Genomic DNA, 21,097 nt, shown 5'->3' with positions numbered 1-21,097 from the left:
CGTTGTCCACAGGTCCGCGGTGGGAGATCGTGGACCGGAGGAGATCGCTCGATCGGAGGGCCTGATGCAGGAGGGTGACGGAAACGGTTGGGTGACGCTGCCCGACGGTTCCAAGAGGTGGGGGCTCTACGGCGCCGCCGGGCTGTTGTTGTACGCCACCGATGAGGCCGGTGGTGGGCATGTACTGCTCCAACACCGTGCTGGGTGGACCCATATGGGAGGCACCTGGGGGATCCCCGGCGGGGCGCGCAACAGGGACGAGAGTCCCCTCGAGGCCGCCGTCCGCGAGTTCCGCGAAGAGGTCGACGGAGACCTCGACGGCTACACGGTACTCGCTCGACACGAACACGACCTGTCCGTATGGCGGTACGACACCTTCCTCCTGCGTGTCCCGGCCCTGACCCCGTTCCGTGCCGGGAACTCGGAGAGCGAGGAGATCCGCTGGATCCCGTTGGAGACGACCGAGTCCCTTCCCCTCCTCCCGGCGTTCCGTTCCGCCTGGCCGGAACTGCGCGCCGACCTGTGCGCGTCCCCCCGGGACGAAGGGGAACACGAGAACACCGGAACGACGGGCACTTCCGGGGCCTTCTGATCGTTGTCCCCATCCGAGGCGTCTCGAAGACGGCTTTCGGCCGGGCACGTGTCGGCTTCCTCAAGGATGTCGGGTGCCAGGGCGTCGACTCCGGGGTAAGTCAGGGACAGGCCCTGATGCGCGGGAGGCCTCGACACCCCATCCTGGTGGGGAGGGTCCCGCGAAGCGCGGAGGCCACGCGATTCGACTGGAGCTGTGAACATGACGCTGGAGCGCGGTAACGCATTCACTCCCGTCGCCTCGGCGACGATGATCTGGCCGTGGGGCGCCTCGATCGTGGGCGGCTCGGTGGCGGGCGCCCTCTCCTTCCTGATGAACTTCGGCCTGGCCGGTATCCCCGGTGCGGTCACGACCGGAATCTTCTTCTTCGCGCTGATCGGCGGTATCGGCGGCGTGATGAGCAAGAAGGGCGACCGGCGAGGGCGCCGTTGGGCCGCCACCTACCCGTTCCGCTACGCGAGCGCTCCGGCGATCCTCGGCGGCGGCGCCACCGCAGTGATCTCCTACATCGGTTCCGTGATCGGCAGCTTCGCGATCTTCAGCGGTCTGTTCGGCGCGGCCTTCGCCGGTCTGGGCGTGGGCCTGATGCTGTGGCTCATCATCGGCGTCGTCGCGGCCGTGGTCGGCGACAAGAACTAGGTCGTGTTTTTTGGATCATTTCTCCCGCGCCGTCACCCGCCACCACCCTTCACCGGTCGCGCTGACGCGCGCGGTGCTTCACACGGTGCCGGGCTTCCTCTCGCGGCGCCGCCCATTCGAAGCAAACACTGACGAGGACAGCCGAACCCGGGCGGGCCCCCGCTGTGCGATCCTGCGGAGCCCGCGTAGCAGGGCACAGTAGGGGCACCACCTTCGCTCGTCGTCCGGCGAGAGATCGCCCGGCTGCCGCTCGCCACGGATCGGCTCCGCCGATGCCGAACGAAAGCATCCAAAAAACACTCCCCAGCCCCCGTCCTCCCCTTTCGGCGGCCTGGAGACCAAGGCCGCCGCGAGCGGAGAGGCGGGCACGGACGGGCACCGTGATGGTGGTGGGGAACAAGAGGGCTTAGGCTCGTTGTTTCCGCCCGGGGACGGGACCACGACACTCACCTAGGGGAGACGACCGGCGCCGATGACTGAAGCTGCCCGTCAGAAGATGGTCGAGCGGGTCCGCGGGCTCCTTCGCATGGCGGAGGACCCCGCGGTCACCGATGCCGAGAGCCAGGCGTTCACCGCCAAGGCCGCCGAGCTCATGACCCGCCACGCGATCGCCGAGGCCGAGGCCCGCGTCGAGCGGGGCGAGGAGCCGGACGCGATCAGCCGCATGGACTACACCGTCTCCGGAGTGGGCGGCCACGGCAAGGCCCGCGTGAAGGCCCTGGCCGACATCGCGGCCGCCTACGGCTGCCAGTCCGCGGTCCGAGGCAACTCCTCCGAGAACACGGACCGCACCATCATCCTGGTGGGCACGACCAACGCGCTGGAAGCGCTGCGGATGCTCATGCCGTCGATCTCCATGCAGATGGAGGCGTCCGCGAGGTTCATGAGCTCGACGCACGTCTCCGATATCAGGGAACTGCGCAACTACACGCGTTCCGAGTTGGAGACCGAGCGCAAGCGTTACTACCGTTCCTTCGTTCGCGCCTACGGGCAGGCGGTGGCCGAGCGCATTCGCGAGTTCCGCGCCCGCCTCCAGGAAACGGTCTCGCCCGAAACCGGCGCCGGAGGGGTGACCGACGGTGATGGCGAGAACTCGAAGCGCGGGGCCGAACTGGTGCTCCGAGACGACCTGCACCGGGTCAACGAGGAGTTCCACAAGCAGTTCCCGCAGTTGCGCAAACACCGCCCCGAACGCACTCACAGCGCCGCCGGATACCGGGCCGGATACCGGCGGGGGCGTCAGGCGGAGTTGGGTCTGGAGACCCCTGTGACCAGTGGCGGGACGTCCACTCTGGCCGAGGGCGAATAGACCCTCACCCCGAGTTATCCACAGGCTGTGCACAGATTGGCGGAGAGTTCGATTCTCCCTTGTCAAAGGGGAAATACGAGCCCTTTCCCGGGGTGATCCGCCTCTTCGAACAGGGTGATCACCCGGAGTTGTCCACAGCCTCGAAGGGCAGCCTGTGGATAACTTGTGCACAACGGTGGACGGAGCCCTTCGAGAGCCAAGAAGACGCAGGTCACACGGCACGCAGAGGCTGCACGAGATAGCGGAAGACCGGCTTCTCCCCCTCCTTCTCGGGAACGTCGGTGAACACGGCCGGTTTCGTGGGTCGCGTGAAGTTCAGGTGGGCGGTGGTGCTCTCCACCCCGGCCAGCCCGTCGATGAGGTAGTCGGGGCGGAAGGACAGCCTGATCGGGTCCCCCTCGAAGGACACCGGAATGGCCTCCATCGCCTGGGCGTCCTCCCCGGAACCGGCCTCCAGAACGACTTCACCCTCCGTGAAAGCAAGCCGGAGAGGGGTGTTTCGGTCCGCCACCAAAGCGACGCGTTTGACCGCCTCCACCAATGACGTGACGGGCACTTCCGCCCGTGAGGAGAACTCGGTGGGGAACCAGGTCTCGTACTTGACGAAGTCGCTGTCGATCAGCCGGGTGGTGGTACGACGGTCGCCATTGGCGAACCCGATCATCCCCTCGCCCGGAGAAAGCCCCCCGCCCTCGGCCGCCTCTCCCGGAGAAAGAGCGATGTCCACGTGGGAACGGCCGATCAGACCCTTCACCGTGTTCGCCAAGGTACGGGCGGGAACCAGCGCGGACGTGTCGATTCCCGGGTCCAGGGGCCGCCACCGGAGTTCGCGCACCGCGATCCGGTAACGGTCGGTGGCCGCCACCTTGAGGGTGTCACCGGTGAGGTCCAGATAGGCGCCGGTGAGCATCGGCAGGGTGTCGTCCCTGCTCGCGGCCGGGGTCACCTGACGCACCGCGGCTCCGAACGCGTCCGAGGCCACCGAACCGACCGCGTCGGGCATCCCGGGCAGCTCCGGATAGTCCTCCAAAGGCATGGTGATGAGCGTGAACCTCGCGGCCCCGCCCTCGATCCGCACCTTGGGGCCGTCGGTCTCGATACGCACCGAGCCGGAGGGGAGGTTGGTGACGATCTCGGCCAGCAGGCGTCCGGGCACCAGGACGGCGCCGCCCTCCTCGGACAGGACCTCGACCGAGGACCGCGTGGAGACCTCGTAGTCGAACCCGGACAGGCGCAGGGCGGAACCGTCCTCGGACAGCTCCATGCGCATCCCGGCGAGCACGGGTACCGCGTGCCTGGCCGGGAGGGCCCGAGCCGTCCATGTGACCGCCTCGGCGAACGCGTCACGATCCACTCGTAGTCTCACCGCGCGACCTCCTCTTCGGCTGATGCCTTTCGAGGTCAACGTACCCAGGGGTAACGACAATCGGCGGGACACGGTCGGGCCCCGGAGGAGGGGCCCGACCGGAGCGCTCCTACTTCTTGTTCGGCCGCAGGGTCCACAGGACCGTCATGCGGCCGGTGACGGTGCCGTCGTCGGTACGCAGCTCGATGTCGACGGGGAACTCGGGACGCCGGCCCTCGTCGAGTTCGGCGACGACCTCTTCACGGGGGCGTCCGAGGACGGCCTCGGCGGTGACGTCGCCCATGGCCAGTTTGAGGTAGCGGATCTCGGCGCTGACCGCGAGCGGGACCGCACGGTTCAGCTGGTCTCCGAAGGTGCCGATGACGATGGCGCCGGAGGCGGACTCCGCCAGGGTGAACATGGCGCCCGCGTGGGGACCGCCGACGTGGTTGTGGTGGGCCGCGTCATCGGGCAGCCGCATGACGGCGCGACCGTGGTCCAGGTCGGTGAAGGTGACCCCGAGGGTGCGCGCGAAGGGAACCGAGTCGAGGAACCCGGTCTTGACCATTTCCGCCGTCGCGGCGTCCATTTTCTCCATGCCACACATGTTACTCACGAGTAACCACAGTGCGCCACCCCTGACACCCCGATGCTCCCGACGCACCCGTGGGCTACCATGTCTGGCGGAGAGTCACTCTCCCCCAGGAGGGTTCGCATAGCGGCCGAGTGCAGTGCTCTTGAAAAGCACCAAGTCCTTGACGGGGCTTCGTGGGTTCAAATCCCACACCCTCCGCGCCCGAAGGGCCGTTCGTCACCGACGAACGGCCCTTCTTCGTTACCCGCCGAGGGGAGACGCTGTCACCCCTCGTCTCTAGGCTGACGGCATGGGTCCGGCAGACATCACCGCGGACGCGGTCCTCAAGGCGATCGCCGAGTACGACGCACTCGGCCGGGAGGCCTTCCTCGACACCTACGGGTTCAGGCTCACCTCCTCCTACGCCCTCGCGCACGACGACAGAACCTACGACCCCAAGGCCGTCTTCCATGCGGCCCACAAGTACGCCACGGGGCGACTCCCCTACGATTCCGAACTCCCGGGTGGGAGAGCCGACATCGAGAAACGGCTCCGCGAACTCGGGTTCGAGGTCCGCTCGACCCCGAGCATCCCCTGGGCCTGGGACGAGTTGATCCTGGCGTGCGACCTTCTGGTCGAGCATGGATGGAAGACCCTGGACACCACCCGCCCCGAGGTGATCGCGCTCTCCGAGCTGCTCCAGCGTCTCCCCCTCCATCCCCGAGAGAAAAGACCGGTGGGCTTTCGCTCCCCGAACAGTGTCAGGCTCAAGACCGACAACATCCTCAACGAGCACCCCGATCGGGACACGAAGAAGACCAACGGCAGCGCCCGCGACGCCGAGATCATGTGGGCCTTCCTCGACGAGCCCCGACGCATGAGGAACGCCGCGGAGAACATCCGCCGTGGTGTGCGCTCCGGGGAGTTGGCAGGACTCCCTGCCTTCGAGGAGGAGGCGGACGAGGACATCAGTGCCCCCGAGGGGCGTCTGCTCATCCGTAAGCACTACGCCCGAGAGCGCGACCGCGGTCTCCGGAAGAAGAAGATCGACCGGACCCGCGCCGAGGGCCGGCCCATCGCCTGCGAGGCCTGCGGCTTCGACTTCGGTGCCACCTATGGCCCCCGCGGCAAGGACTACATCGAGGTCCACCATGTGGTCCCGCTCCACCACATCGGAGAGAGCGTCACCCGTCTCGAGGACCTCGCGTTGTTGTGCGCCAACTGCCATCGGATGATCCACGTGTCCCGGCCCTGGCTGACCGTCGACGAGCTGCGGGCACTCCTGGATCGATAGAGGGACCTCGGGCCGGGCGACGTGCCCCGGGGGCGCTTCTCACGCCCCCGGGGAGGGTCAGTCCTCGTCGGCGTGTTTGGGCATCACGACGACCGGGACCTTGGCGTGGTGGAGCACGCCCTGGCTGACGGAGCCCATGAGCAGCCCCCGGACCGTGCCACGGCCCCGGGAGCCCACCACGATGACGTCGGCCTCCGCGGCGGCCTCCAGGAGGGCGTCGACCGGGTTGGACTGGGTGCGCACGATGGTGACCTCGATCCCGAGGTCGCCCGGGCGCTCGGCCATCACGTCGTCCAGCAGTTCGGCGACGAGCTTCTCGGACTGCCTCTCGAAGATCTCGTCCTGCGACTTGTACCCCGCGGCGGTCATCGCGACCGGGTCATAGGGGAAGGGCACCTCCCAGCTGTTGACCACGATGAGCTCACCTCGGCTCTCCGCGGCCACGTCCACCGCGAGCCCGAGGGCGCGGTGGGAGGGCTTGGACCCGTCGACCCCGACCACCACACGGTCGAGTCCGGTCCTGGTGGCGTGCCCCTCCTCGTCGGCGGGCACCACGACCACGGGGCACGGTGCCTGGGCGGAGACGCGGACGCTGACGGAGCCCACGAACATGGACGCGAACGCGCCCAACCCCCTGGTGCCCACGACGATGAGGTCGTGCGGGTGACTCTGCCGGAGCAGGGCCAGCGGCGCCTCCTCCAAGGCCGTCACCAACTCGACGACGACGGAGGGGCGAAGCTCGTTGACGTACCTCTCGGCCGAGTTCAGGACCGCGTCGGCCTGACCCGACATCTCCTCGGTCGGCTGGAAGCGGGCCGGGCCGCCGTAGGCCGAGACGATCACCGGCATCCCGAGGGCGTGGACGATGAGAAGCGGGACCCGACGACGGGCGGCCTCCACCGCCGCCCATTCCAGGGCCGCGCGCGACTGATCGGAACCATCGATACCCACGACCACCTTGGCGGTTCGCTGCGGTTCTGTTGCCATTGTTCCCCCTAGGTTCCCCCTGGCGCCGACCACCATCATCACCGAGTAGACCGGATCCGCCCCGTAGCGGCACAGGGCGGAAGGTCCCTGGTGGGAAGGGTCGTCCGCCGTTCAGTCCGTCTCCTCCGCGCGCGGCGGCAGAACGGCCACCGGGACCGTCGCCCGGCGCAGTACCCCCTGGCTGGTCGACCCCATCACCAGTCCGCTCACCCCGCCCCGGCCCCGGGATCCGACGACGATCATGTCCGCCCCCTCTCCTGCTTCGAGCAGGGACTCCACCGGGTCGGCCTGGATCCGAACGGCGGAGATGTCGAGCCCCTCGGTCCGATCGTCGATCACCTCGGCCAGCACACCGGCGACGACCTCCTCCGACTGACGGTCGAACATCTCCTCGTGCAGAGAGTGGGTGTCGGCGGCGAGCGACTCCGGGTCCTGGGGCAACGGCACCTCCCAACTGTTGACCACCACCACGGCGGCGTCGGTGACCAGGGCATGGTCCAGGGCGAAGCGCAGGGCCCGACGCGAGGAGGCCGAGCCGTCGACCCCGACCACGATCCGCCCCCCGCGTCGCCGCTCCGACACCTCGGGGACCACGATCACCGGACAGGGTGCGTGGGTGGAGGTGCGCAGGCCGACCGAGCCGAGCATGATCGCCCGGACCGCGCCGAGCCCGCGCGAGCCGACGACGATCATGTCCCGGTGCCCGGCCTCGTCGAGCAGGACCGCGGGGGCGTCCTCCATGGCCAGGAGGGTGGAGACGTTCAGGTCCGGGTGGACCCGTCGGGCCTCCTCCGCCGCGGCCGCCAGGAGCGCGTGTCCGCCCTCCCGGGCCTGTTCCCCGGCCTGGTGGCGTTCGGTTCCGGATCCGGCGAGGGTCCCCATCACGGCGGACATGCCCAGGCCGTGCACGATCCGTAGTCGTTCGTCCCGTTCGACGGCGGCCTCGATCGCCCACGCCAGGGCCGCCTGCGCGGCCGACGTGCCGTCCACCCCCACGATGACCGTCGGCGGGCGCTCCTGTCCGCTCATGTCCACCCCTTCCCCTCCTCTCCCATTGTCGTCATCGGGGAGCGATAAACCAGTGTCGAGGGAAACACGCGCCGAGGGTCGTTCGAGGTCAGCCCCGATGGGCGAAGGCCTCCCCCACGTTCGCGGCCAGTTGCAGGTAGGCGTCCCTGGTGGCCGGTGCCAGGCGCTCAAGGTCCACCTCGGCCCCCTCTTCCAGGTGTCCGTCCCAGGGGACCCGGACGACGGCCCGGCAGCGTCCGGCGAAATGGTCCTGGAGCCGATCGAGGTCGACGCTGCTCTTGTTGTCGGTCCGCACCATGGACAGCACCACGACGGCGCTCGCGACGAGGGCCCCGTGGCCGTGGGCCTCCAGCCAGTCGAGTGTCGCACTGGCGCTGCGCGCGCCGTCCACGGAGGCCGAACTCACCAGCACCACCTGGTCGGCGAGTCCGAGCACCCCCCGCATCGCGGAGTGCAGCAGACCGGTGCCGCAGTCGGTGAGGCAGATCGAGTAGAAGTGCTCGACGAGTCGCGCGACCTCGCGGTAGTCCTGGTCGCTGAACGCCTCCGAGACGGCCGGGTCCCGGTCGGAGGCCAGGATCTCCAGCCGACTGGGCGACTGGGAGGTGAAGCCGCGGATGTCGGCGTAGCGCGCGACCAGGTGGCGTTCGTTGAGCAGGTCGCGAATGGTGGCGGCGGTCTCCAGCCGTACCTTGTCCGAGAGGGTGCCCCGGTCGGGGTTGGCGTCCACGGCCAGGACCCGGTCCCCGCGCAGGGAGGCGAGGGTGGCGCCGAGCGCGACCGTGGTGGTGGTCTTGCCGACCCCGCCCTTGAGGCTGAGCACGGCCACACGGTGATGGCCCGAGGCGACGGGTGTGCAGGCGCGGGCGACGAGTTCGCGTTCGCGCAGCACCTTGGGGGACTCTCCCGGGTTGATCAGGCCGAGGCTGGCCGTGTGCACGGCCTTGCGCCATCCTCCGCTGGGCCCTTGTCTACGGTTGCGGACCAGGGTGGCCGCGTCGAGGGCGTCGGAGGTCACCCCGGCCTCGGGGTCGGGCCCGGGGTAGGGCGGAGGGGCCGGGGGCTCGCGGCGTACGGGGTCGGTGCCTTGGGAACGCGGACCGGTCGGTTCGGGCCACGCCGGGGGCCGGAACGGTTCCGGTTCGACGCGATCGCTCGGGGCGGGGCGCGGTTCGTGCGCGACCGGCGCGGACGCGCCGTTCTCCGGCCCCCATGGTCCGCTCGGGGGTTCGGCGCGTTCGGCTTCGAGAGGCGGAAGCTGTTCGGGTTCGGGGACGTCGGAGTCCGCGCGCGTTCGTCGTGGGCCGAGCGGGTCCCGTGGCGCGGCACCGGGTCGGGTGGGCCTGACGGGGAGTTTCGGTGGATCCTCGCGCCAGGGTCCGGCCGGCCGTTCCTTGCGCGCGCCACCGGGCATGAGCCGGATCGTGCCGCCTCCGGCCTCTCCGAGACCGTCGAAGGGGGTCTCCTCGTCCTCCGCCCTCTGTGGGGCGGGGGCGTCGAAGGCGGTGCCGGGGAGCGGTGGCGGGGTCTCCTCGGGCGACCTGGCGTAGGGAGGAGGCGGTGGGGCGGTGCCCTCGAAGCCTCCGAACCACTGTTCCCTGGGTGTGGGCGCGGGCGCCCCCGGGGCGGCCTCGCCGGTCTCCTCACCGAGGTCGTCCGGGACGTCCGGGGAACTCCGGACCGAATCGGTGCGGTCGGGCGTCTCCGATTCGGCGCCTGACCCGTCGTGTTCGTGTTGTGCCACCGGGGTTCTCCTGCGTCAAGGGGGCTTGCTGGGGAGGTGGGCCCTCCCTGGGGGAGGTGTCGGGACGGCCCTCGGGGGTTCTCTTACCCGTGTCGGGGCGGCGAAGCATCCTTCCCGGCCCCCGGAACCGGTCCGGACCCCGCGACGTGATCCTCCCCGATCCTGGGTACTGTCAGCCCCATGCACGCGATCCGAATCATCGAACCGGGCGGACCCGAGGTCCTGGCCTGGTCAGAGGTCCCCGATCCCGTTCCCGGAGAGGGTGAGGTCCTGGTGGACGTGGCGGCCACGGCGGTCAACCGTGCCGACGTGTCCCAGCGTCAGGGGAACTATCCCCCACCGCCCGGGGCCTCCGAGTATCCGGGGCTGGAATGCTCGGGGACCATCGTAGGGTCGGGCCCCGGGGTCGAGACGACCGGCTGGGCCGTCGGCGACAGGGTCTGCGCCCTGTTGACGGGGGGCGGTTACGCGGAGCGGGTGGCCGTTCCGGTCGGCCAGCTCCTGCCGATCCCGAAGGGGGTGGACCCGGTCGAGGCCGCCGCGCTTCCCGAGGTCGCCTGCACCGTGTGGTCCAACCTGGTGATGGTCGGCCGGCTGCGTGCCGGGGAGACCGTCCTGATCCACGGTGGCGGCAGCGGCATCGGAACGTTCGCGATCCAGTTCGCGCGCGCTCTGGGGGCCCGGGTGGCGGTCACCGCGGGTAGCGCGGAGAAGCTGGAGCACTGCCGTGAGCTGGGCGCCGAGATCACCATCGACTACCGGAACGAGGACTTCGCCGAACGCATGCGGGCCGAGGGCGGCGCCGATCTCGTCCTCGACATCATGGGCGGGTCGTACCTGGGGGCGAATCTTCGGTCGCTGACCACGGGCGGCCGTCTGGTGATCATCGGGTTGATGGGCGGCCGTACCGCCGAACTCGATCTGGGCCGCATGCTGGTCAAACGGCTCTCGGTCCAGGCGACCACCCTGCGTTCCCGCCCCGCGGCGGAGAAGGCCGCGATCGTCTCGGGAGTACTGGAGCAGGTCTGGCCGTTGGTAGAAAAAGGAGACATCCGCCCCGTCGTCGACCGCGCACTGCCCTTGGAGGACGCGGCGGAGGCACATCGTGTCATGGAATCGAGCGCGCACACCGGCAAGATCCTTCTCACCCGCTGACAGCGTGCCGAACACAGCAGAGCTAGGGGATCGATGAGCAACGCAGACGACCAGAAGGAACCCCGGGTCCTGGTGATGGACTCTGATTCGGGGCACGGGGACGAGGACGGCGAGGGCACGGCCGAGCCGCGCTCGCTCGCCGACATGGTGGAGCAGCCCGCCAAGGTGATGCGGATCGGCAGCATGATCCGCCAGCTCCTCGACGAGGTGAAGGCCGCCCCTCTCGACGAGGCCAGCCGCGCCCGCCTGAAGGAGATCCACACCTCCTCGATCAAGGAGCTGGAGGACGGTCTGGCCCCCGAGCTCATCGAGGAGCTCGAACGGCTCACCCTGCCGTTCGCCGAGGGGTCGGCGCCCAGTGACGCCGAACTACGGATCGCCCAGGCCCAGCTGGTGGGCTGGCTGGAGGGCCTCTTCCACGGCATCCAGACCACGCTGTTCGCCCAGCAGATGGCGGCCCGGGCCCAGCTGGAGAACATGCGCAAGGCGCTTCCGCCCGGCGTCGCCGGGTTGCAGGCCCAACAGGAGCCCGAGGGCGAGGACGGTCGGGGGCGCCCCCACATGGGGTCGGGCCCCTACCTGTAGTCCTTCACCGCGCACCTGAACGAGAGCGGGGCCCGACCCGTCCGGTCGGACCCCGCTCTCGTGTCTCGGACGGCTCACGGCCGTCGGGACGTCACGTTCACTTCTTCTTGCCGCGCGGCGCCTGGATCGGTTCGAGCACGTCCAGGCCCAGGTAGGGGCGGAGCGCCTCGGGGACGACCACGGAGCCGTCCTCGCGCTGGTGGTTCTCCAGGATGGCGACGATCCACCGGGTGGTGGCGAGCGTGCCGTTGAGGGTCGCCGCGAAACGGGGCTTGCCGTCCTCGTCCCGATAGCGGACGTTGAGCCGGCGGGCCTGGAACTCGGTGCAGTTCGAGGTCGAGGTCAGCTCGCGGTAGGTCTCCTGGGTGGGGACCCAGGCCTCGCAGTCGTACTTGCGGGCCGCGCTGGTGCCGAGGTCGCCGCCGGCGATGTCCACCACGCGGTAGGGCAGGTCGAGCTTGTCGAGCATCCGCCGCTCCCAGGCGAGGAGCCTCTCGTGCTCCTCGTGCGCCTGGTCCGGGTGGGTGTAGACGAACATCTCCACCTTGTTGAACTGGTGGACGCGGATGATGCCGCGGGTGTCCTTGCCGTAGGAGCCGGCCTCACGCCGGAAGCAGGACGACCAGCCGATGTAGCGTCGGGGCATGGATTCGCCGGGCAGGATCTCCCCGCCGTGGTATCCGGCCAGGGCCACCTCGGAGGTGCCCACGAGGTAGAGGTCGTCCTCGGGAAGACGGTAGACCTCGTCGGAGTGCTCGCCGAGGAACCCGGTGCCCTCCATGGTCTCGGGCTTGACCAGGACCGGCGGGATCATGGGGGTGAACCCGGCCTCGACGGCCTGGTTCATCGCCATGTTGAGCAGGGCCAGTTCCAGGCGGGCGCCCACGCCCGTGAGGAAGTAGAAGCGGGCTCCGGAGACCTTGGCGCCGCGCTCCATGTCGATGGCGCCGAGCATCTCGCCCAGCTCCAGGTGGTCGCGCGGGGTGAAGTCGAACTCGCGGGGCTCGCCCACGGTCTCCAGGACCACGAAGTCGTCGACCCCGCCCTCGGGAGCCCCTTCCTCGACGAGGTTGGGCACCCGGGCCAGGACGGCGTCGAGCTCGTCTCCCAGACGCCCGGCCTCGGCCTCGGCCTCCTTGACCTCGGCGGCCAGCGACCTGGCCTTGGCCAGCAGCCCCTCCCGTTCCTCGGGAGAGGCCTTGGAGACGGACTTGCCCACACTCTTCTGTTCGGCCCGCAGGGTCTCGAACCTGGTCAACGCGGAACGGCGGTCGGCGTCCAGGGCGAGCAGCCGGTCCGCGACGGCGGGGTCCTCGCCGCGCGCACGCTGCGATGCACGGAGTCGTTCGGGGTCTTCTCGAAGAGCGCGAAGGTCGATCACGTCTTGCAGGTTACCGCCCGCCCTCACCCGGGTTCACATCTTTTCCGCGTAGTCGCGTCATGGAAGGTCACCGCCCTCGTCCTCCATGTGGAAGGGCCGAACGGGAGCGGGGGCTCCCGACGGCACGGCGACCGTGGGGAGACAGTCGTGAAACCACTCGGCGAGATGAACATCGAAGAGCTCACGGGGGCTCTGGAGGCCTTGGACGACGCGCACTCGGAGGACACCGCGTTGAGGCTGGCCCTGTACCTGGAGCTGCGCCGGGCCGCGTCCGAGGAGTGGGTGTTCGAGGAGGTGGGCGACCTCACCGAGGCCGGTTGACGGCCCGGTGGGGAGGGGGAGGGCCCCGCTCGGGGCCCTCAGTCGATGTCGCCGGCGCGGACGCGGGCGAGCCAGCGCTCGGCCTCGGCGAAGTCCGCGTCGGTGGTGGTGCGCGGGCGCAGCGGCGGGTCGAGTTCGGTCCCTCGGCTCCGGCGCGGATAGCTGCCGAGGAAGCGGACGTCACGGCAGACGCGGCGGATCCCCATGAGCGCCTCGCCCACGCGCGCGTCGGCGACGTGTCCCTCGGCGTCGATGCAGAAGCAGTAGTTGCCCAGGCCGTCGCCGGTGGGCCGGGACTCCAGCCGGGTCAGGTTGACCCCGCGGACGGCGAACTGGTTGAGGACCTCGATGAGCGCGCCGGGGTGGTCGTCGGTGATGAAGGCGACCAGGGAGGTCAGGTCGGCCCCGGTGGGTTCGGGCAGCGCGCCGCCCCGTGACAGGTAGATGAAGCGGGTGGCCGCGTCGGCCCGGTCGCCGATCCCCGTGGCCAGGGCGTGGAGTCCGTAGCGTTCACCGGCGATGACGGCGCAGATCGCCGCGTCGTAGGCGGCACCCGGCTCGGCCACGGCGCGGGCGGCGGCCGCGGTGGAGGAGACGGTGTGCGTGTCGGCGTTGGGGAGCCGGCGTGAGAGCCACCCCCGGCACTGCGCGAGCGCGTGGGGGTGGGTGGCCACCCGTTTGACGTCCTCCAGCACGGTGCCCGGACGGGCGAAGAGCGCGAACTCGACCGGGACGGCGGTCTCGCCGGTGATGAGCAGAGGTTCGCCGTTGACGAGTTCGGCGATCGTGGTGGTGACCCCTCCCTCGACCGAGTTCTCCAGCGGCACCACCCCACCGTCGACCGCCCCGGAACGGACCGCGTCGAAGACCGCCGCCACCCCGTCACAGGGGACGCGGTCGTCTTCGGTGGCGTCGGGGCGCAGGTCGCGCAGGGCGGCTTCGGTGAAGGTGCCCTCGGGGCCGAGGTAGGCGTAACGGTTGGGCATGCTGTTCAGGCTATACGGGAAGCGCGGTCGGAGGTGGTCAGCTCTCGGATCGTGGTTCGGGCGTACGGGCGGTGGTCCGCTCGACCGGTTCCTCCATGTCCGTCATCTCCTCCGTGTCGAGGCCGATGTCGGGCCCCGTACCCGCGCCGCCGGTCGTCTCCCCCTCCGGTCCGGGGACCGGAACCAGGGTGACCGAGGGCTCTTCCTCCGATCCGGCGGCCTCCTCCTCGAACGGTCCGGGATCGGGGAGGGCGGCTCCGACCCCGGCACCTAGGCGCGCGGAGCGGACCACCCGGTACTCCTCGGGGCTGAGGAGGGACTCGGACTCCCCCTCGGTCACCGTCTTGGCGTAGGTGCGCGATTCGGTGCGCCCGTTGATGGAGGTGACGACCACCCCGTCCCCATGGCTGTTGAGCAGGGCCAGGGAGAAGGAGCGGGCCCCGGTCATCTCCTCCAGGGCGTCGTAGTGCAGAACGGCGACGTCGCGGACGGCGCGCGGGTCGGTACCGGAGGCGTTGACGGCCAGGGCCCGACGGGCCAGGAGCCGGTACTCGTCCTGGAGCACACGGATCCTGAGCAGCATGTACACGCCGAGGGCGAGTCCCCCCAGTCCGATGAGTAGACCGATGAAGGCCAGGAACGTAGTGAACACAGCGCGAGCGTATCGCCACGCATCGCGTCCGTGTGGTCACTCCTAGCGTTTTTTGCGAGCAATCTGCCCGATTTTTCGAGACATTTCCTTAGCCCCGCCCCTGGCCCCGTCGACCGCGTCGCCCCAGGTCCGCCGCACCGCGGGCCCCAGGTCTCGGGCGGCCAGGGCGCGCGCCACGTCGACGAACTGACGCGCCCGGTGCATCTGGGCCCGCAGGTCGGTCCCGGTGGCCCGGTGTTCCAGGGGCACCTCGACCTCCTTCACCCGAAAGCCCGCGCGCAGGACGTCGATGCTCAGGCCGGTCTCCACCCCGAAACCCGGGGCGAGAGGTCGGGCCGCTTCGAAGGCCGCCCGCTTCAGGCATCGCTGACCGTTCAAGGGCTGTTCGGGCTCCCAGCCGGTGGCCTTGCGCACCCCGTCCCTGGCCAGACGGACCACGAAACCGTGGCCGCCCAGGCGCAGACGGGTGGCCGGGAAGAGCGCGACGGTCATGTCCGCGGTGCCCTCCAGGACCGGCAGCACCAGCGGGGCCGCGTCCTTGGCGGTCTCCGCGAGGTCGGCGTCGAGGAAGAGCAGGTGGCGCGGGGGACGTACGGTCCCCGCGGCGGCCTCGTGCTCCTCCACCATGAGGACCCCCTCGGCCCCGGTCTCCATGGCCGCGCCCTTGCCCCGGTTGCGGCTGTGCCGGAGCACCCGGGCGCCCGAGTCCAGGGCGATCTCGACGGTCCGGTCCGAGGATCCGTCGTCGACGACGACGACCAGGTCCACGGCGGGAAGTCCACGTGCGGCCGTCACCGTGGCGGCGATGCGGTCGGCCTCGTCCTTGGCGGGGATCACCACGGCGACCCCGGCATCGGCCGGCCCGGCGGGCCGGCTCCGGTCCTCGGGTGCCATCGGCGTTACTCGGTCCCGCCGGTCCCCGCGGTCATCGGGGAGGCGTCGAGATCGGCGTGGATGGTGAAGACCTCGTGGAGCCCGGTGACCTCCAGGACCTTCATGACCGCCGGCTTGGGGGCCACGAGTTCCAGATCACCGCCCTTGTCACGAGAGCGCTTCATCGCGGAGAGCAGGACGCTGATCCCGGTCGAGTCGCAGAACTCCGTCCGCGACATGTCGATGACCAGCCGCCGTGCCCCGTCCTCCAGGGAATCGACGAGCTCGTTGCGCAATTGGGGTGCCGTGTACAGGTCGATCTCGCCGCCCACGGTTACCACCGCGACGTCATCCTGAGACCGGCTTGATATCTTCAACTCCACAGTCGTGACTGTAGCGTCCAGACCAGGGCCGGGCCACCTCGTCGACGGTGTTTCGCTCCATCGGTCACGTTCCTCCGCCCGGAGCGTGGGGGACCCTCCCGAAAGGTCGGAGCCTCCCCGTCGTCCGCGACTACAGCAGAAGGCCGCGGACCGGCTCTCGGGGGTCGAGGCCGAACTCCACGGCCCCCTCCCCGCCCGTCGAGGGGAACGACATGCCGGTATCGGCGGCGTCGTCCGCCACGGGGGGTTCGTCGACGGCCAGGTCCACGAGCGCCCAGACCGTCGTGGTGGTGGGCTCCATCTCGGTGCCCCAACGCCCGGCCAGGGTCTGCACGATGCTCAGCCCGCGGCCGCCCAGACCGGAGATCGAAGGACGGGCCACCCGCGGCATGCTGCTCGATCCACCGTCACGGACCGCGATCTCCAACCGTCCACCGGCCTCGTCGTCCATCTCGATCCGCCAGGCCACCCCGACGGTGTCGTCCGGTAGGGGTCCGGCGTGTCTGAGGGCGTTGCTGACCAGTTCGCTGAGGATCAGCGCCGCGTCACCGATCCGTTCGTCGCCGACCTCCAGGGCGCGCAGGTCGGCGCACAACCCTCGTCTGGCCTCGGTGACGCTCTCGGCGGCGTAGGGAAGAGCGACGCTCCGCTCGACCTTCCGCGGGTTCCCGGGGTCCCCGTTGTCGAGTGGGGTGTGGTCTCCTGACACGGCTTTCGTCCCTGCGCGATCGTACTTATCGGCTGGCCCGGAACCCGTCCGTTGTATGACGGCGAATTCCACCAGGGGTGGAAATGCCCCGATCACCCGGGGAGGAAACCAACGCCGAGGTGAAACCCCCCTGACACCCCCTCTCACCGGCGCTTACATCATCGGCGCCACAGGGCTTCGAGGAACTTTCAGGTTTTTTTGCACTCCGTCCGGTACGAACGACCTGGCACTACGCTCACGCGGATGAAGGCCCCGGAACCCTCCCTCGCGCGGACGTATCCTCCGGACCCACCCCGAACTCGACCTCCTCGCCGCGGTGTCTGGGCAGGGTGATCCGCATCCGGGTCCCCCGCTCCAACCGATGAGCGGTCACCTCCCCACCCTGTTCCCGGACGAGTTGGCGCACGATGTACAGGCCGATCCCCAGGCCGCCGTAGCCTCGACGGTCACCGCGCTCACCGCTCTGGAAGAAGCGCTCGAAGATCCGTTCCTCGTCTCCCGGGTCGATCCCCACCCCCTCGTCCTGAACGTGGATCGTGAGAGAGTCCTCCCCGTCCTCCTCCACCGTGACCCGTACCTCGCCGCCGTCGGGCGAGAACTTCAACGAGTTCTCCAGCAGTTGATCCATGACCATGCCGGTGACCAGCGGGTCCCCCACCGTCCACAGCGGCCCCTCCGAGTCCAGCACCAACTCCTGCCGCTCGGCCAGCGGGCGGAAGGCCGCCACCGACTGGCCCAGCAGCTCCGCGAGGTCGAAGGGGACCCGGTCCAGGGTCATCTCACCGCTGGCCACGTCCGACCCCAGGCGCAGGCGTTCCACCAGTTTGGCCAGGGCCCGGGCACGATCCAGGATGATCTCGCTGGCCTCTTGGCGCCCGGCCGGACCCAACCGCTCTCCCTTTCGCGAGAGCATCGCCGCGTACCCCTGGATCACGGTGACCGGGGTCCGCAGCTCATGACCGGTGCTGGCCAGGAAGAACTCCCGTTCCTCCTCCAACGCCTTCTGCGCCGTGATGTCCCGGAAGTCCACCACCCACTCGTCGGTGCTGGGGATCCGCGCCATGAGGATCTCCAGCCAACGCCCTCCGTCGTTCTTGTGCTTGACGGGCTCTCCGTGCGCGGCGGGGATCGGGAAGGGAGGATGCTTGCCCTCCACCTCCTCGAAGGAGTAGCCGGTCAACTCCGCGGCAGAGCGGTTCCACTTGCGGACCTTGCCACTGAAGTCGAGTACGGCGATCCCGTCGGCGCTGGAGTCGGCCACCGCCCGCTCTCGGGCCCGTTGCAGCTTGAGCTCCTCGTAGGCCATGGCGTTGCCTATGGCCACACCGGCGTGCTCGGCCAACAACTCCAGGAGCTCCAGCTCCACGTGGCCGACCCTGCGCCGGCTGTACAGCGCGTACAGGGCCCCGTAAGGGCGTCCTTGGGCGTTGGAGACGCACAGGGCGATGGTGTGCAGCCCGGGCAGGTCGGCCCAGACCAGATCCTCCAGGCTGCGGGTGTCGCTGTTGGCCAACAGCACGGACTTGCCGCTGCGCAGCAATTCACCGAACAGGCTGGTCTCCAGCGGTGCGCTCACCCCGTACAACTCGTCGGACAAGTGCGTGAGGCTCACCAGCCGCACCCGGTTCTCGTCCAACAGGACGAAACCGCCCGCGTCGGCGCCGGTGAGCTCGGTCAGGCTGCTGATGATCCGGTCCAGGACCGATTTGAGACTGAGGTCGGTGTTGATGTCGGCCACGACGTCCGTGAGCCTGCGCACCAGTCGGGCCCGCTCCATCGCGGAGGCCTGCGCCTGGGCCTCCTTCTCCCGCGGGTAGAGGACCAGGACCCAGCCGTTGTGCCGCCCTCGATCGTCGTGCACGCAGCCGGTGCTGACCCGCACGTCGAGAGCGGTCCCGTCCCTGCGCAGACGACGGGTGAAGATGGTCAACGGGGTGCCCGCGCGCACCTGTTCGAGCACCGCGCCGTACTCGGGTCTCAGCTCTTGCGGGATGATCGGCAGCTCGCCACCGAGCACCTCGTCCGCGGACCAGCCGAACATCCGTTCCGCCGCCGGATTCCAGAAGGTGACTCGGAGCTCGCCGTCGATGCCGATCACCGCGTCCGCTGAGGAGGCGAGCATGGCTTCGGCGCTGAGGGGCGCGCGCTCGGAACTCACGACGTCATAGTGCCACCCGGGAGCCCCCGAGTGGCAGGCCTTTGCGTAATCCGTCCAGATTCGAGTCTCAGAGGACCGTCGGCTCGGCGTCCGAGTCGGCCTTCATGTCGAACCCCGCCGCCTCCCAGGCGCGCATACCGCCCGCGACGTTGACCGCGTCCCAGCCGGCCTGGCCGAGCGCCATCGTGGCCTGAGCGGAACGCCCGCCCGAACGGCACACCACGTAGACCTTCCGGTCCTGGGGGACCTCCGCCGCGCGCTCCCCCAGCGTTCCCAGCGGGATGTGCACGGCGTCCGGGGCGTGCCCGGCGCTCCACTCGGCGGGCTCGCGGACGTCGAGAAGATAGGCGCCCTCCGGAATCTCGTTCACGAGAACCTCGGCTACCTGACCATCGGACATGGTGGTGACCCCCTGTATCGGGTGTGTACTGAAAAAGTGAGAGGACGACGGAACCCCGGGTTCGCGCGCCCCGTCCAAGCAGTATGCGTGAGCACAACTTCGGAACGGCCCTGCCGACCCGCCTCGCCGCGCTCGCGGCCCTAGGCCTGCTACTCACGGCCTGCGGCAACGACGCCACCGAGGTGGGATCCTCAGGGCCCGACGCCGAAGCCCCTCAGGAGACCGCACCCGAGACCGACCCCTCGGAGGAGACCGATCCCACGGACGGCACCTCCGAGGAGAACGACTCCGACGACACCGACGATTCCGGAACCTCCGAAGACGGTGGGAACGGCGACGCCGAGGTGGAGCTCGTGATCGAGGCCTTCGTGGCCGACGAGGACGGCCTGCCCCCCTCCGAAGACTTCCAGGAGGGTACCTGGACCCTCACCTGTTCCCCGACCGGCGGCGACCACCCCGACCCCGAGGCCGCCTGCGCCGAGATCGACGAACTCGGCTCCGAGCCCTTCGTCATGGAGACCGGCGGCATGGCCTGCACGATGCAGGTCGGCGGCCCCGAGGCGGCCCGGGTCACCGGCCACGTCGGGGGCACCGAGATCGACACCGAGTTCAACAGGCACAACGGATGCGAGATCGAGCGCTTCTCCGACGTCGAGGCCGTGATCGCTCCCTGAGCCGGCCGCGGCGCGCCCGCTCCGGCCCCGAACGGAGAGAACGTGTCCGGGGGCCGGGGCCGGAGTGAGGGCGCTCGCCCGTGATTCCGATGGAGATCAGGTGTAGGGGGTGTTCCAGAAGGCGATCTCGTGACGCATCCCCTCCAGGAAGAAGCGCTCGGCCCTTTCCGGGTCGGCTCCGGACTCCTCCAGCATGCGCCCGTACCTCTCGGTGAGCTCGGTGAAGCCGGGGTCGTTGTAGGTATCGACCCAGCGGGCGTACCTGGGGTCCTCCGGACGGTCGCGGGCCAGTTCCCGCCCCAGGGTGTTGTACCCCCACATGCAGGGGTAGACGGCGGCGAGCCCGTCCCGGTAGTCGGCGGCGGCCTCCAGGAGCCACGAGGTGTAGGCCTCGCAGGCGGGCCCCTTCTCCTTGGTGGTCAGGTCCGCGCCGAACTCCCCGGACAGGGAGCGGTGCAGTTCGAGTTCCTCGGTGAGGGTGCTGTGCGCGATGCCGACCAGGTCGGCCAGATGGTCGTCGGGGGCCTGCCAGGCCAGACGGGAGAAGGCCCTCGCGTAGTCGAGCAGGTAGAGGTGGTCCTGCTCCAGCCAGTAGCGGAAGGCGCGCTCGTCGAGGTCGCCTCGGGAGATGCCGGCGACCGTCGGGTGCGCAAGTTGTTCGGCGACCAGCGGCCGCCCGATCTCATGAAGTCGTTCGGTGATACCCACGCCCGAAGTGTCTCATCACACGCTTTTCGTCCGAATGAGCACCCCGGCCTCACCCCCACCGGACGACCGGGCCCTCGACGCCCGACATGTGCCCCGTGTTCGGTTCCGACCCGCGAAGGCGGCTTGCCGCGAACCTAACGATCCAAGATCGTTGATCGCGCTTGCCCGGTATTACGGTCACCCCGAAACCAGGGGAGCCGGCGCCTCCCCGAAGCCTCTCTCCCCGGGGAGGGCCGATGAGGCCCCCTCGACCCACGAACCCCGGAGGAAACGAAGAACGACCCCGCCGGAGGCCTGAGCCTACCGACGGGGTCGTCCCGTGAACTTGTGGGCGAGGAGGGATTTGAACCCTCACATCCTTTCGGACACACGGACCTGAACCGTGCGCGTCTACCGTTCCGCCACCCGCCCGAGTGACATGTATTCGATTATGATGCCAGTTCGGAGCCGGTTTTCCCCGCTTCGCCCTGGCGACATGAAGAAGATTAGCACGGTCTGGAGGTGCCTCGCACACCGTTTGCGGACGGCCCCGATCACACTCCTCCGGGCCCGTCCCGGGGGTGCACCTGAAACCAGGGGCACCCCGGCCCGGTTACGAT

The 21,097-nt window shown here is 69.6% G+C and carries 22 protein-coding genes and 2 tRNA genes; 9 read left to right on the top strand and 15 right to left on the bottom strand.

The genetic code is table 11. The features are described from left to right. Positions 1 to 64: 64 nt before the first annotated feature. From U9J66_RS25155 to U9J66_RS25145, 3 genes are all read left to right on the top strand, one after another. Positions 65 to 592, top strand: coding sequence for an NUDIX hydrolase (locus U9J66_RS25155; RefSeq protein ID WP_161110911.1), 528 nt, complete (start codon positions 65 to 67; stop codon positions 590 to 592). A gap of 201 nt (positions 593 to 793) precedes the next feature. Then, positions 794 to 1,231, top strand: a complete 438-nt coding sequence (locus tag U9J66_RS25150; RefSeq protein WP_017536151.1) for a hypothetical protein — start codon at positions 794 to 796, stop codon at positions 1,229 to 1,231. 496 nt (positions 1,232 to 1,727) lie between these two features. Further along, entirely contained in the window at positions 1,728 to 2,540 is an 813-nt protein-coding gene (locus U9J66_RS25145) for a DUF2786 domain-containing protein (RefSeq protein WP_026125298.1), read from the top strand. 211 nt (positions 2,541 to 2,751) lie between these two features. Here U9J66_RS25145 and dnaN read toward each other — a convergent pair whose 3' ends face one another. Both dnaN and U9J66_RS25135 read right to left on the bottom strand, forming a co-directional pair. After that, entirely contained in the window at positions 2,752 to 3,894 is a 1,143-nt protein-coding gene (gene dnaN, locus U9J66_RS25140) for a DNA polymerase III subunit beta (protein WP_326338975.1), read from the bottom strand. Between the two features lie 121 nt (positions 3,895 to 4,015). After that, positions 4,016 to 4,474 carry a DUF4442 domain-containing protein gene (locus tag U9J66_RS25135; RefSeq protein ID WP_026125297.1) on the bottom strand — a complete coding sequence of 153 codons (459 nt, stop codon included), beginning with the start codon at positions 4,472 to 4,474 and terminating at the stop codon, positions 4,016 to 4,018. 115 nt (positions 4,475 to 4,589) lie between these two features. Between U9J66_RS25135 and U9J66_RS25130 the strand changes: the two genes are divergently transcribed. Both U9J66_RS25130 and U9J66_RS25125 read left to right on the top strand, forming a co-directional pair. After that, positions 4,590 to 4,678, top strand: a tRNA-Ser gene (locus U9J66_RS25130). A gap of 91 nt (positions 4,679 to 4,769) precedes the next feature. Next, the gene (locus tag U9J66_RS25125) at positions 4,770 to 5,753 is read left to right on the top strand and encodes an HNH endonuclease (protein ID WP_326338943.1); all 984 of its coding nucleotides are present in this window, start codon (positions 4,770 to 4,772) and stop codon (positions 5,751 to 5,753) included. A gap of 57 nt (positions 5,754 to 5,810) precedes the next feature. Here U9J66_RS25125 and U9J66_RS25120 read toward each other — a convergent pair whose 3' ends face one another. The 3 genes from U9J66_RS25120 to U9J66_RS25110 all read right to left on the bottom strand — a co-directional run bounded on the left by U9J66_RS25120 (position 5,811) and on the right by U9J66_RS25110 (position 9,513). Next, complete coding sequence (locus tag U9J66_RS25120) at positions 5,811 to 6,740, bottom strand: universal stress protein (protein WP_187294543.1); 930 nt, start codon at positions 6,738 to 6,740, stop codon at positions 5,811 to 5,813. Positions 6,741 to 6,851: 111 nt separating this feature from the next. Continuing rightward, complete coding sequence (locus U9J66_RS25115; RefSeq protein ID WP_199806190.1) at positions 6,852 to 7,769, bottom strand: universal stress protein; 918 nt, start codon at positions 7,767 to 7,769, stop codon at positions 6,852 to 6,854. A gap of 88 nt (positions 7,770 to 7,857) precedes the next feature. Then, positions 7,858 to 9,513 carry a MinD/ParA family ATP-binding protein gene (locus U9J66_RS25110; RefSeq protein ID WP_326338939.1) on the bottom strand — a complete coding sequence of 552 codons (1,656 nt, stop codon included), beginning with the start codon at positions 9,511 to 9,513 and terminating at the stop codon, positions 7,858 to 7,860. Positions 9,514 to 9,693: 180 nt separating this feature from the next. Here U9J66_RS25110 and U9J66_RS25105 point away from each other — a divergent pair, with 180 nt between their 5' ends. Together U9J66_RS25105 and U9J66_RS25100 are read left to right on the top strand one after the other, a co-directional pair. Then, complete coding sequence (locus U9J66_RS25105; RefSeq protein WP_326338937.1) at positions 9,694 to 10,668, top strand: NAD(P)H-quinone oxidoreductase; 975 nt, start codon at positions 9,694 to 9,696, stop codon at positions 10,666 to 10,668. 33 nt (positions 10,669 to 10,701) lie between these two features. Further along, the gene (locus U9J66_RS25100; protein WP_017536143.1) at positions 10,702 to 11,253 is read left to right on the top strand and encodes a bacterial proteasome activator family protein; all 552 of its coding nucleotides are present in this window, start codon (positions 10,702 to 10,704) and stop codon (positions 11,251 to 11,253) included. Between the two features lie 97 nt (positions 11,254 to 11,350). On the opposite strand, the gene serS is transcribed toward U9J66_RS25100, so the two are convergent. Continuing rightward, positions 11,351 to 12,634, bottom strand: a complete 1,284-nt coding sequence (serS, locus tag U9J66_RS25095) for a serine--tRNA ligase (protein WP_014910424.1) — start codon at positions 12,632 to 12,634, stop codon at positions 11,351 to 11,353. Between the two features lie 147 nt (positions 12,635 to 12,781). On the opposite strand from serS, the gene U9J66_RS25090 reads away from it, so the two are divergent. Then, positions 12,782 to 12,955, top strand: a complete 174-nt coding sequence (locus U9J66_RS25090) for a hypothetical protein (protein ID WP_014913146.1) — start codon at positions 12,782 to 12,784, stop codon at positions 12,953 to 12,955. Positions 12,956 to 12,993: 38 nt separating this feature from the next. Here the strand turns inward: U9J66_RS25090 and pheA are convergent, their stop codons facing one another. The 7 genes from pheA to U9J66_RS25055 all read right to left on the bottom strand — a co-directional run bounded on the left by pheA (position 12,994) and on the right by U9J66_RS25055 (position 19,116). After that, positions 12,994 to 13,941: a prephenate dehydratase gene (gene pheA, locus U9J66_RS25085; RefSeq protein ID WP_014908585.1), complete on the bottom strand. Its 948-nt coding sequence runs from the start codon at positions 13,939 to 13,941 to the stop codon at positions 12,994 to 12,996. A 37-nt stretch (positions 13,942 to 13,978) separates the two neighbouring features. After that, positions 13,979 to 14,593, bottom strand: coding sequence for a DUF4446 family protein (locus tag U9J66_RS25080; RefSeq protein WP_161110915.1), 615 nt, complete (start codon positions 14,591 to 14,593; stop codon positions 13,979 to 13,981). 42 nt (positions 14,594 to 14,635) lie between these two features. Next, complete coding sequence (locus U9J66_RS25075) at positions 14,636 to 15,487, bottom strand: glycosyltransferase (RefSeq protein ID WP_017536141.1); 852 nt, start codon at positions 15,485 to 15,487, stop codon at positions 14,636 to 14,638. Positions 15,488 to 15,492: 5 nt separating this feature from the next. Next, positions 15,493 to 15,849 carry an STAS domain-containing protein gene (locus U9J66_RS25070; protein WP_199806191.1) on the bottom strand — a complete coding sequence of 119 codons (357 nt, stop codon included), beginning with the start codon at positions 15,847 to 15,849 and terminating at the stop codon, positions 15,493 to 15,495. Between the two features lie 130 nt (positions 15,850 to 15,979). After that, on the bottom strand, positions 15,980 to 16,558 hold the full coding sequence (locus U9J66_RS25065; RefSeq protein ID WP_014910621.1) for an ATP-binding protein: 579 nt from the start codon (positions 16,556 to 16,558) through the stop codon (positions 15,980 to 15,982). A gap of 235 nt (positions 16,559 to 16,793) precedes the next feature. After that, positions 16,794 to 18,716 (bottom strand): PAS domain S-box protein, encoded by a 1,923-nt coding sequence (locus U9J66_RS25060; protein ID WP_161110917.1) that lies wholly within the window; start codon positions 18,714 to 18,716, stop codon positions 16,794 to 16,796. Between the two features lie 67 nt (positions 18,717 to 18,783). Further along, the gene (locus tag U9J66_RS25055; RefSeq protein WP_017536137.1) at positions 18,784 to 19,116 is read right to left on the bottom strand and encodes a rhodanese-like domain-containing protein; all 333 of its coding nucleotides are present in this window, start codon (positions 19,114 to 19,116) and stop codon (positions 18,784 to 18,786) included. An 83-nt stretch (positions 19,117 to 19,199) separates the two neighbouring features. Here U9J66_RS25055 and U9J66_RS25050 point away from each other — a divergent pair, with 83 nt between their 5' ends. Further along, positions 19,200 to 19,790, top strand: a complete 591-nt coding sequence (locus U9J66_RS25050) for an SSI family serine proteinase inhibitor (RefSeq protein ID WP_161110918.1) — start codon at positions 19,200 to 19,202, stop codon at positions 19,788 to 19,790. 96 nt (positions 19,791 to 19,886) lie between these two features. On the opposite strand, the gene U9J66_RS25045 is transcribed toward U9J66_RS25050, so the two are convergent. Together U9J66_RS25045 and U9J66_RS25040 are read right to left on the bottom strand one after the other, a co-directional pair. Continuing rightward, positions 19,887 to 20,498 (bottom strand): TenA family protein, encoded by a 612-nt coding sequence (locus U9J66_RS25045; RefSeq protein ID WP_014910743.1) that lies wholly within the window; start codon positions 20,496 to 20,498, stop codon positions 19,887 to 19,889. A gap of 328 nt (positions 20,499 to 20,826) precedes the next feature. Then, a tRNA-Leu gene (locus U9J66_RS25040) sits at positions 20,827 to 20,909 on the bottom strand. Positions 20,910 to 21,097 lie beyond the last annotated feature (188 nt).

The organism is Nocardiopsis sp. LDBS1602, from assembly GCF_035818715.1.
In the GTDB taxonomy this organism is placed as follows: domain Bacteria; phylum Actinomycetota; class Actinomycetes; order Streptosporangiales; family Streptosporangiaceae; genus Nocardiopsis; species Nocardiopsis alba.
This window is presented reverse-complemented; position numbering and strand designations above follow the sequence as displayed.

Excerpts from the sequence above, each read along its gene's own strand:
- U9J66_RS25155 (WP_161110911.1), top strand. The coding sequence starts at position 65 with ATGCAGGAGGGTGACGGAAACGGTTGGGTGACGCTGCCCGACGGTTCC.
- pheA (WP_014908585.1), bottom strand. The coding sequence starts at position 13,941 with ATGCCCAACCGTTACGCCTACCTCGGCCCCGAGGGCACCTTCACCGAA.
- U9J66_RS25105 (WP_326338937.1), top strand. The coding sequence starts at position 9,694 with ATGCACGCGATCCGAATCATCGAACCGGGCGGACCCGAGGTCCTGGCC.
- U9J66_RS25050 (WP_161110918.1), top strand. The coding sequence starts at position 19,200 with ATGCGTGAGCACAACTTCGGAACGGCCCTGCCGACCCGCCTCGCCGCG.
- U9J66_RS25145 (WP_026125298.1), top strand. The coding sequence starts at position 1,728 with ATGGTCGAGCGGGTCCGCGGGCTCCTTCGCATGGCGGAGGACCCCGCG.
- U9J66_RS25115 (WP_199806190.1), bottom strand. The coding sequence starts at position 7,769 with ATGAGCGGACAGGAGCGCCCGCCGACGGTCATCGTGGGGGTGGACGGC.
- U9J66_RS25075 (WP_017536141.1), bottom strand. The coding sequence starts at position 15,487 with ATGGCACCCGAGGACCGGAGCCGGCCCGCCGGGCCGGCCGATGCCGGG.
- U9J66_RS25055 (WP_017536137.1), bottom strand. The coding sequence starts at position 19,116 with ATGTCCGATGGTCAGGTAGCCGAGGTTCTCGTGAACGAGATTCCGGAG.
- U9J66_RS25150 (WP_017536151.1), top strand. The coding sequence starts at position 794 with ATGACGCTGGAGCGCGGTAACGCATTCACTCCCGTCGCCTCGGCGACG.
- U9J66_RS25135 (WP_026125297.1), bottom strand. The coding sequence starts at position 4,474 with ATGGACGCCGCGACGGCGGAAATGGTCAAGACCGGGTTCCTCGACTCG.
- U9J66_RS25100 (WP_017536143.1), top strand. The coding sequence starts at position 10,702 with ATGAGCAACGCAGACGACCAGAAGGAACCCCGGGTCCTGGTGATGGAC.
- U9J66_RS25120 (WP_187294543.1), bottom strand. The coding sequence starts at position 6,740 with ATGGCAACAGAACCGCAGCGAACCGCCAAGGTGGTCGTGGGTATCGAT.
- U9J66_RS25125 (WP_326338943.1), top strand. The coding sequence starts at position 4,770 with ATGGGTCCGGCAGACATCACCGCGGACGCGGTCCTCAAGGCGATCGCC.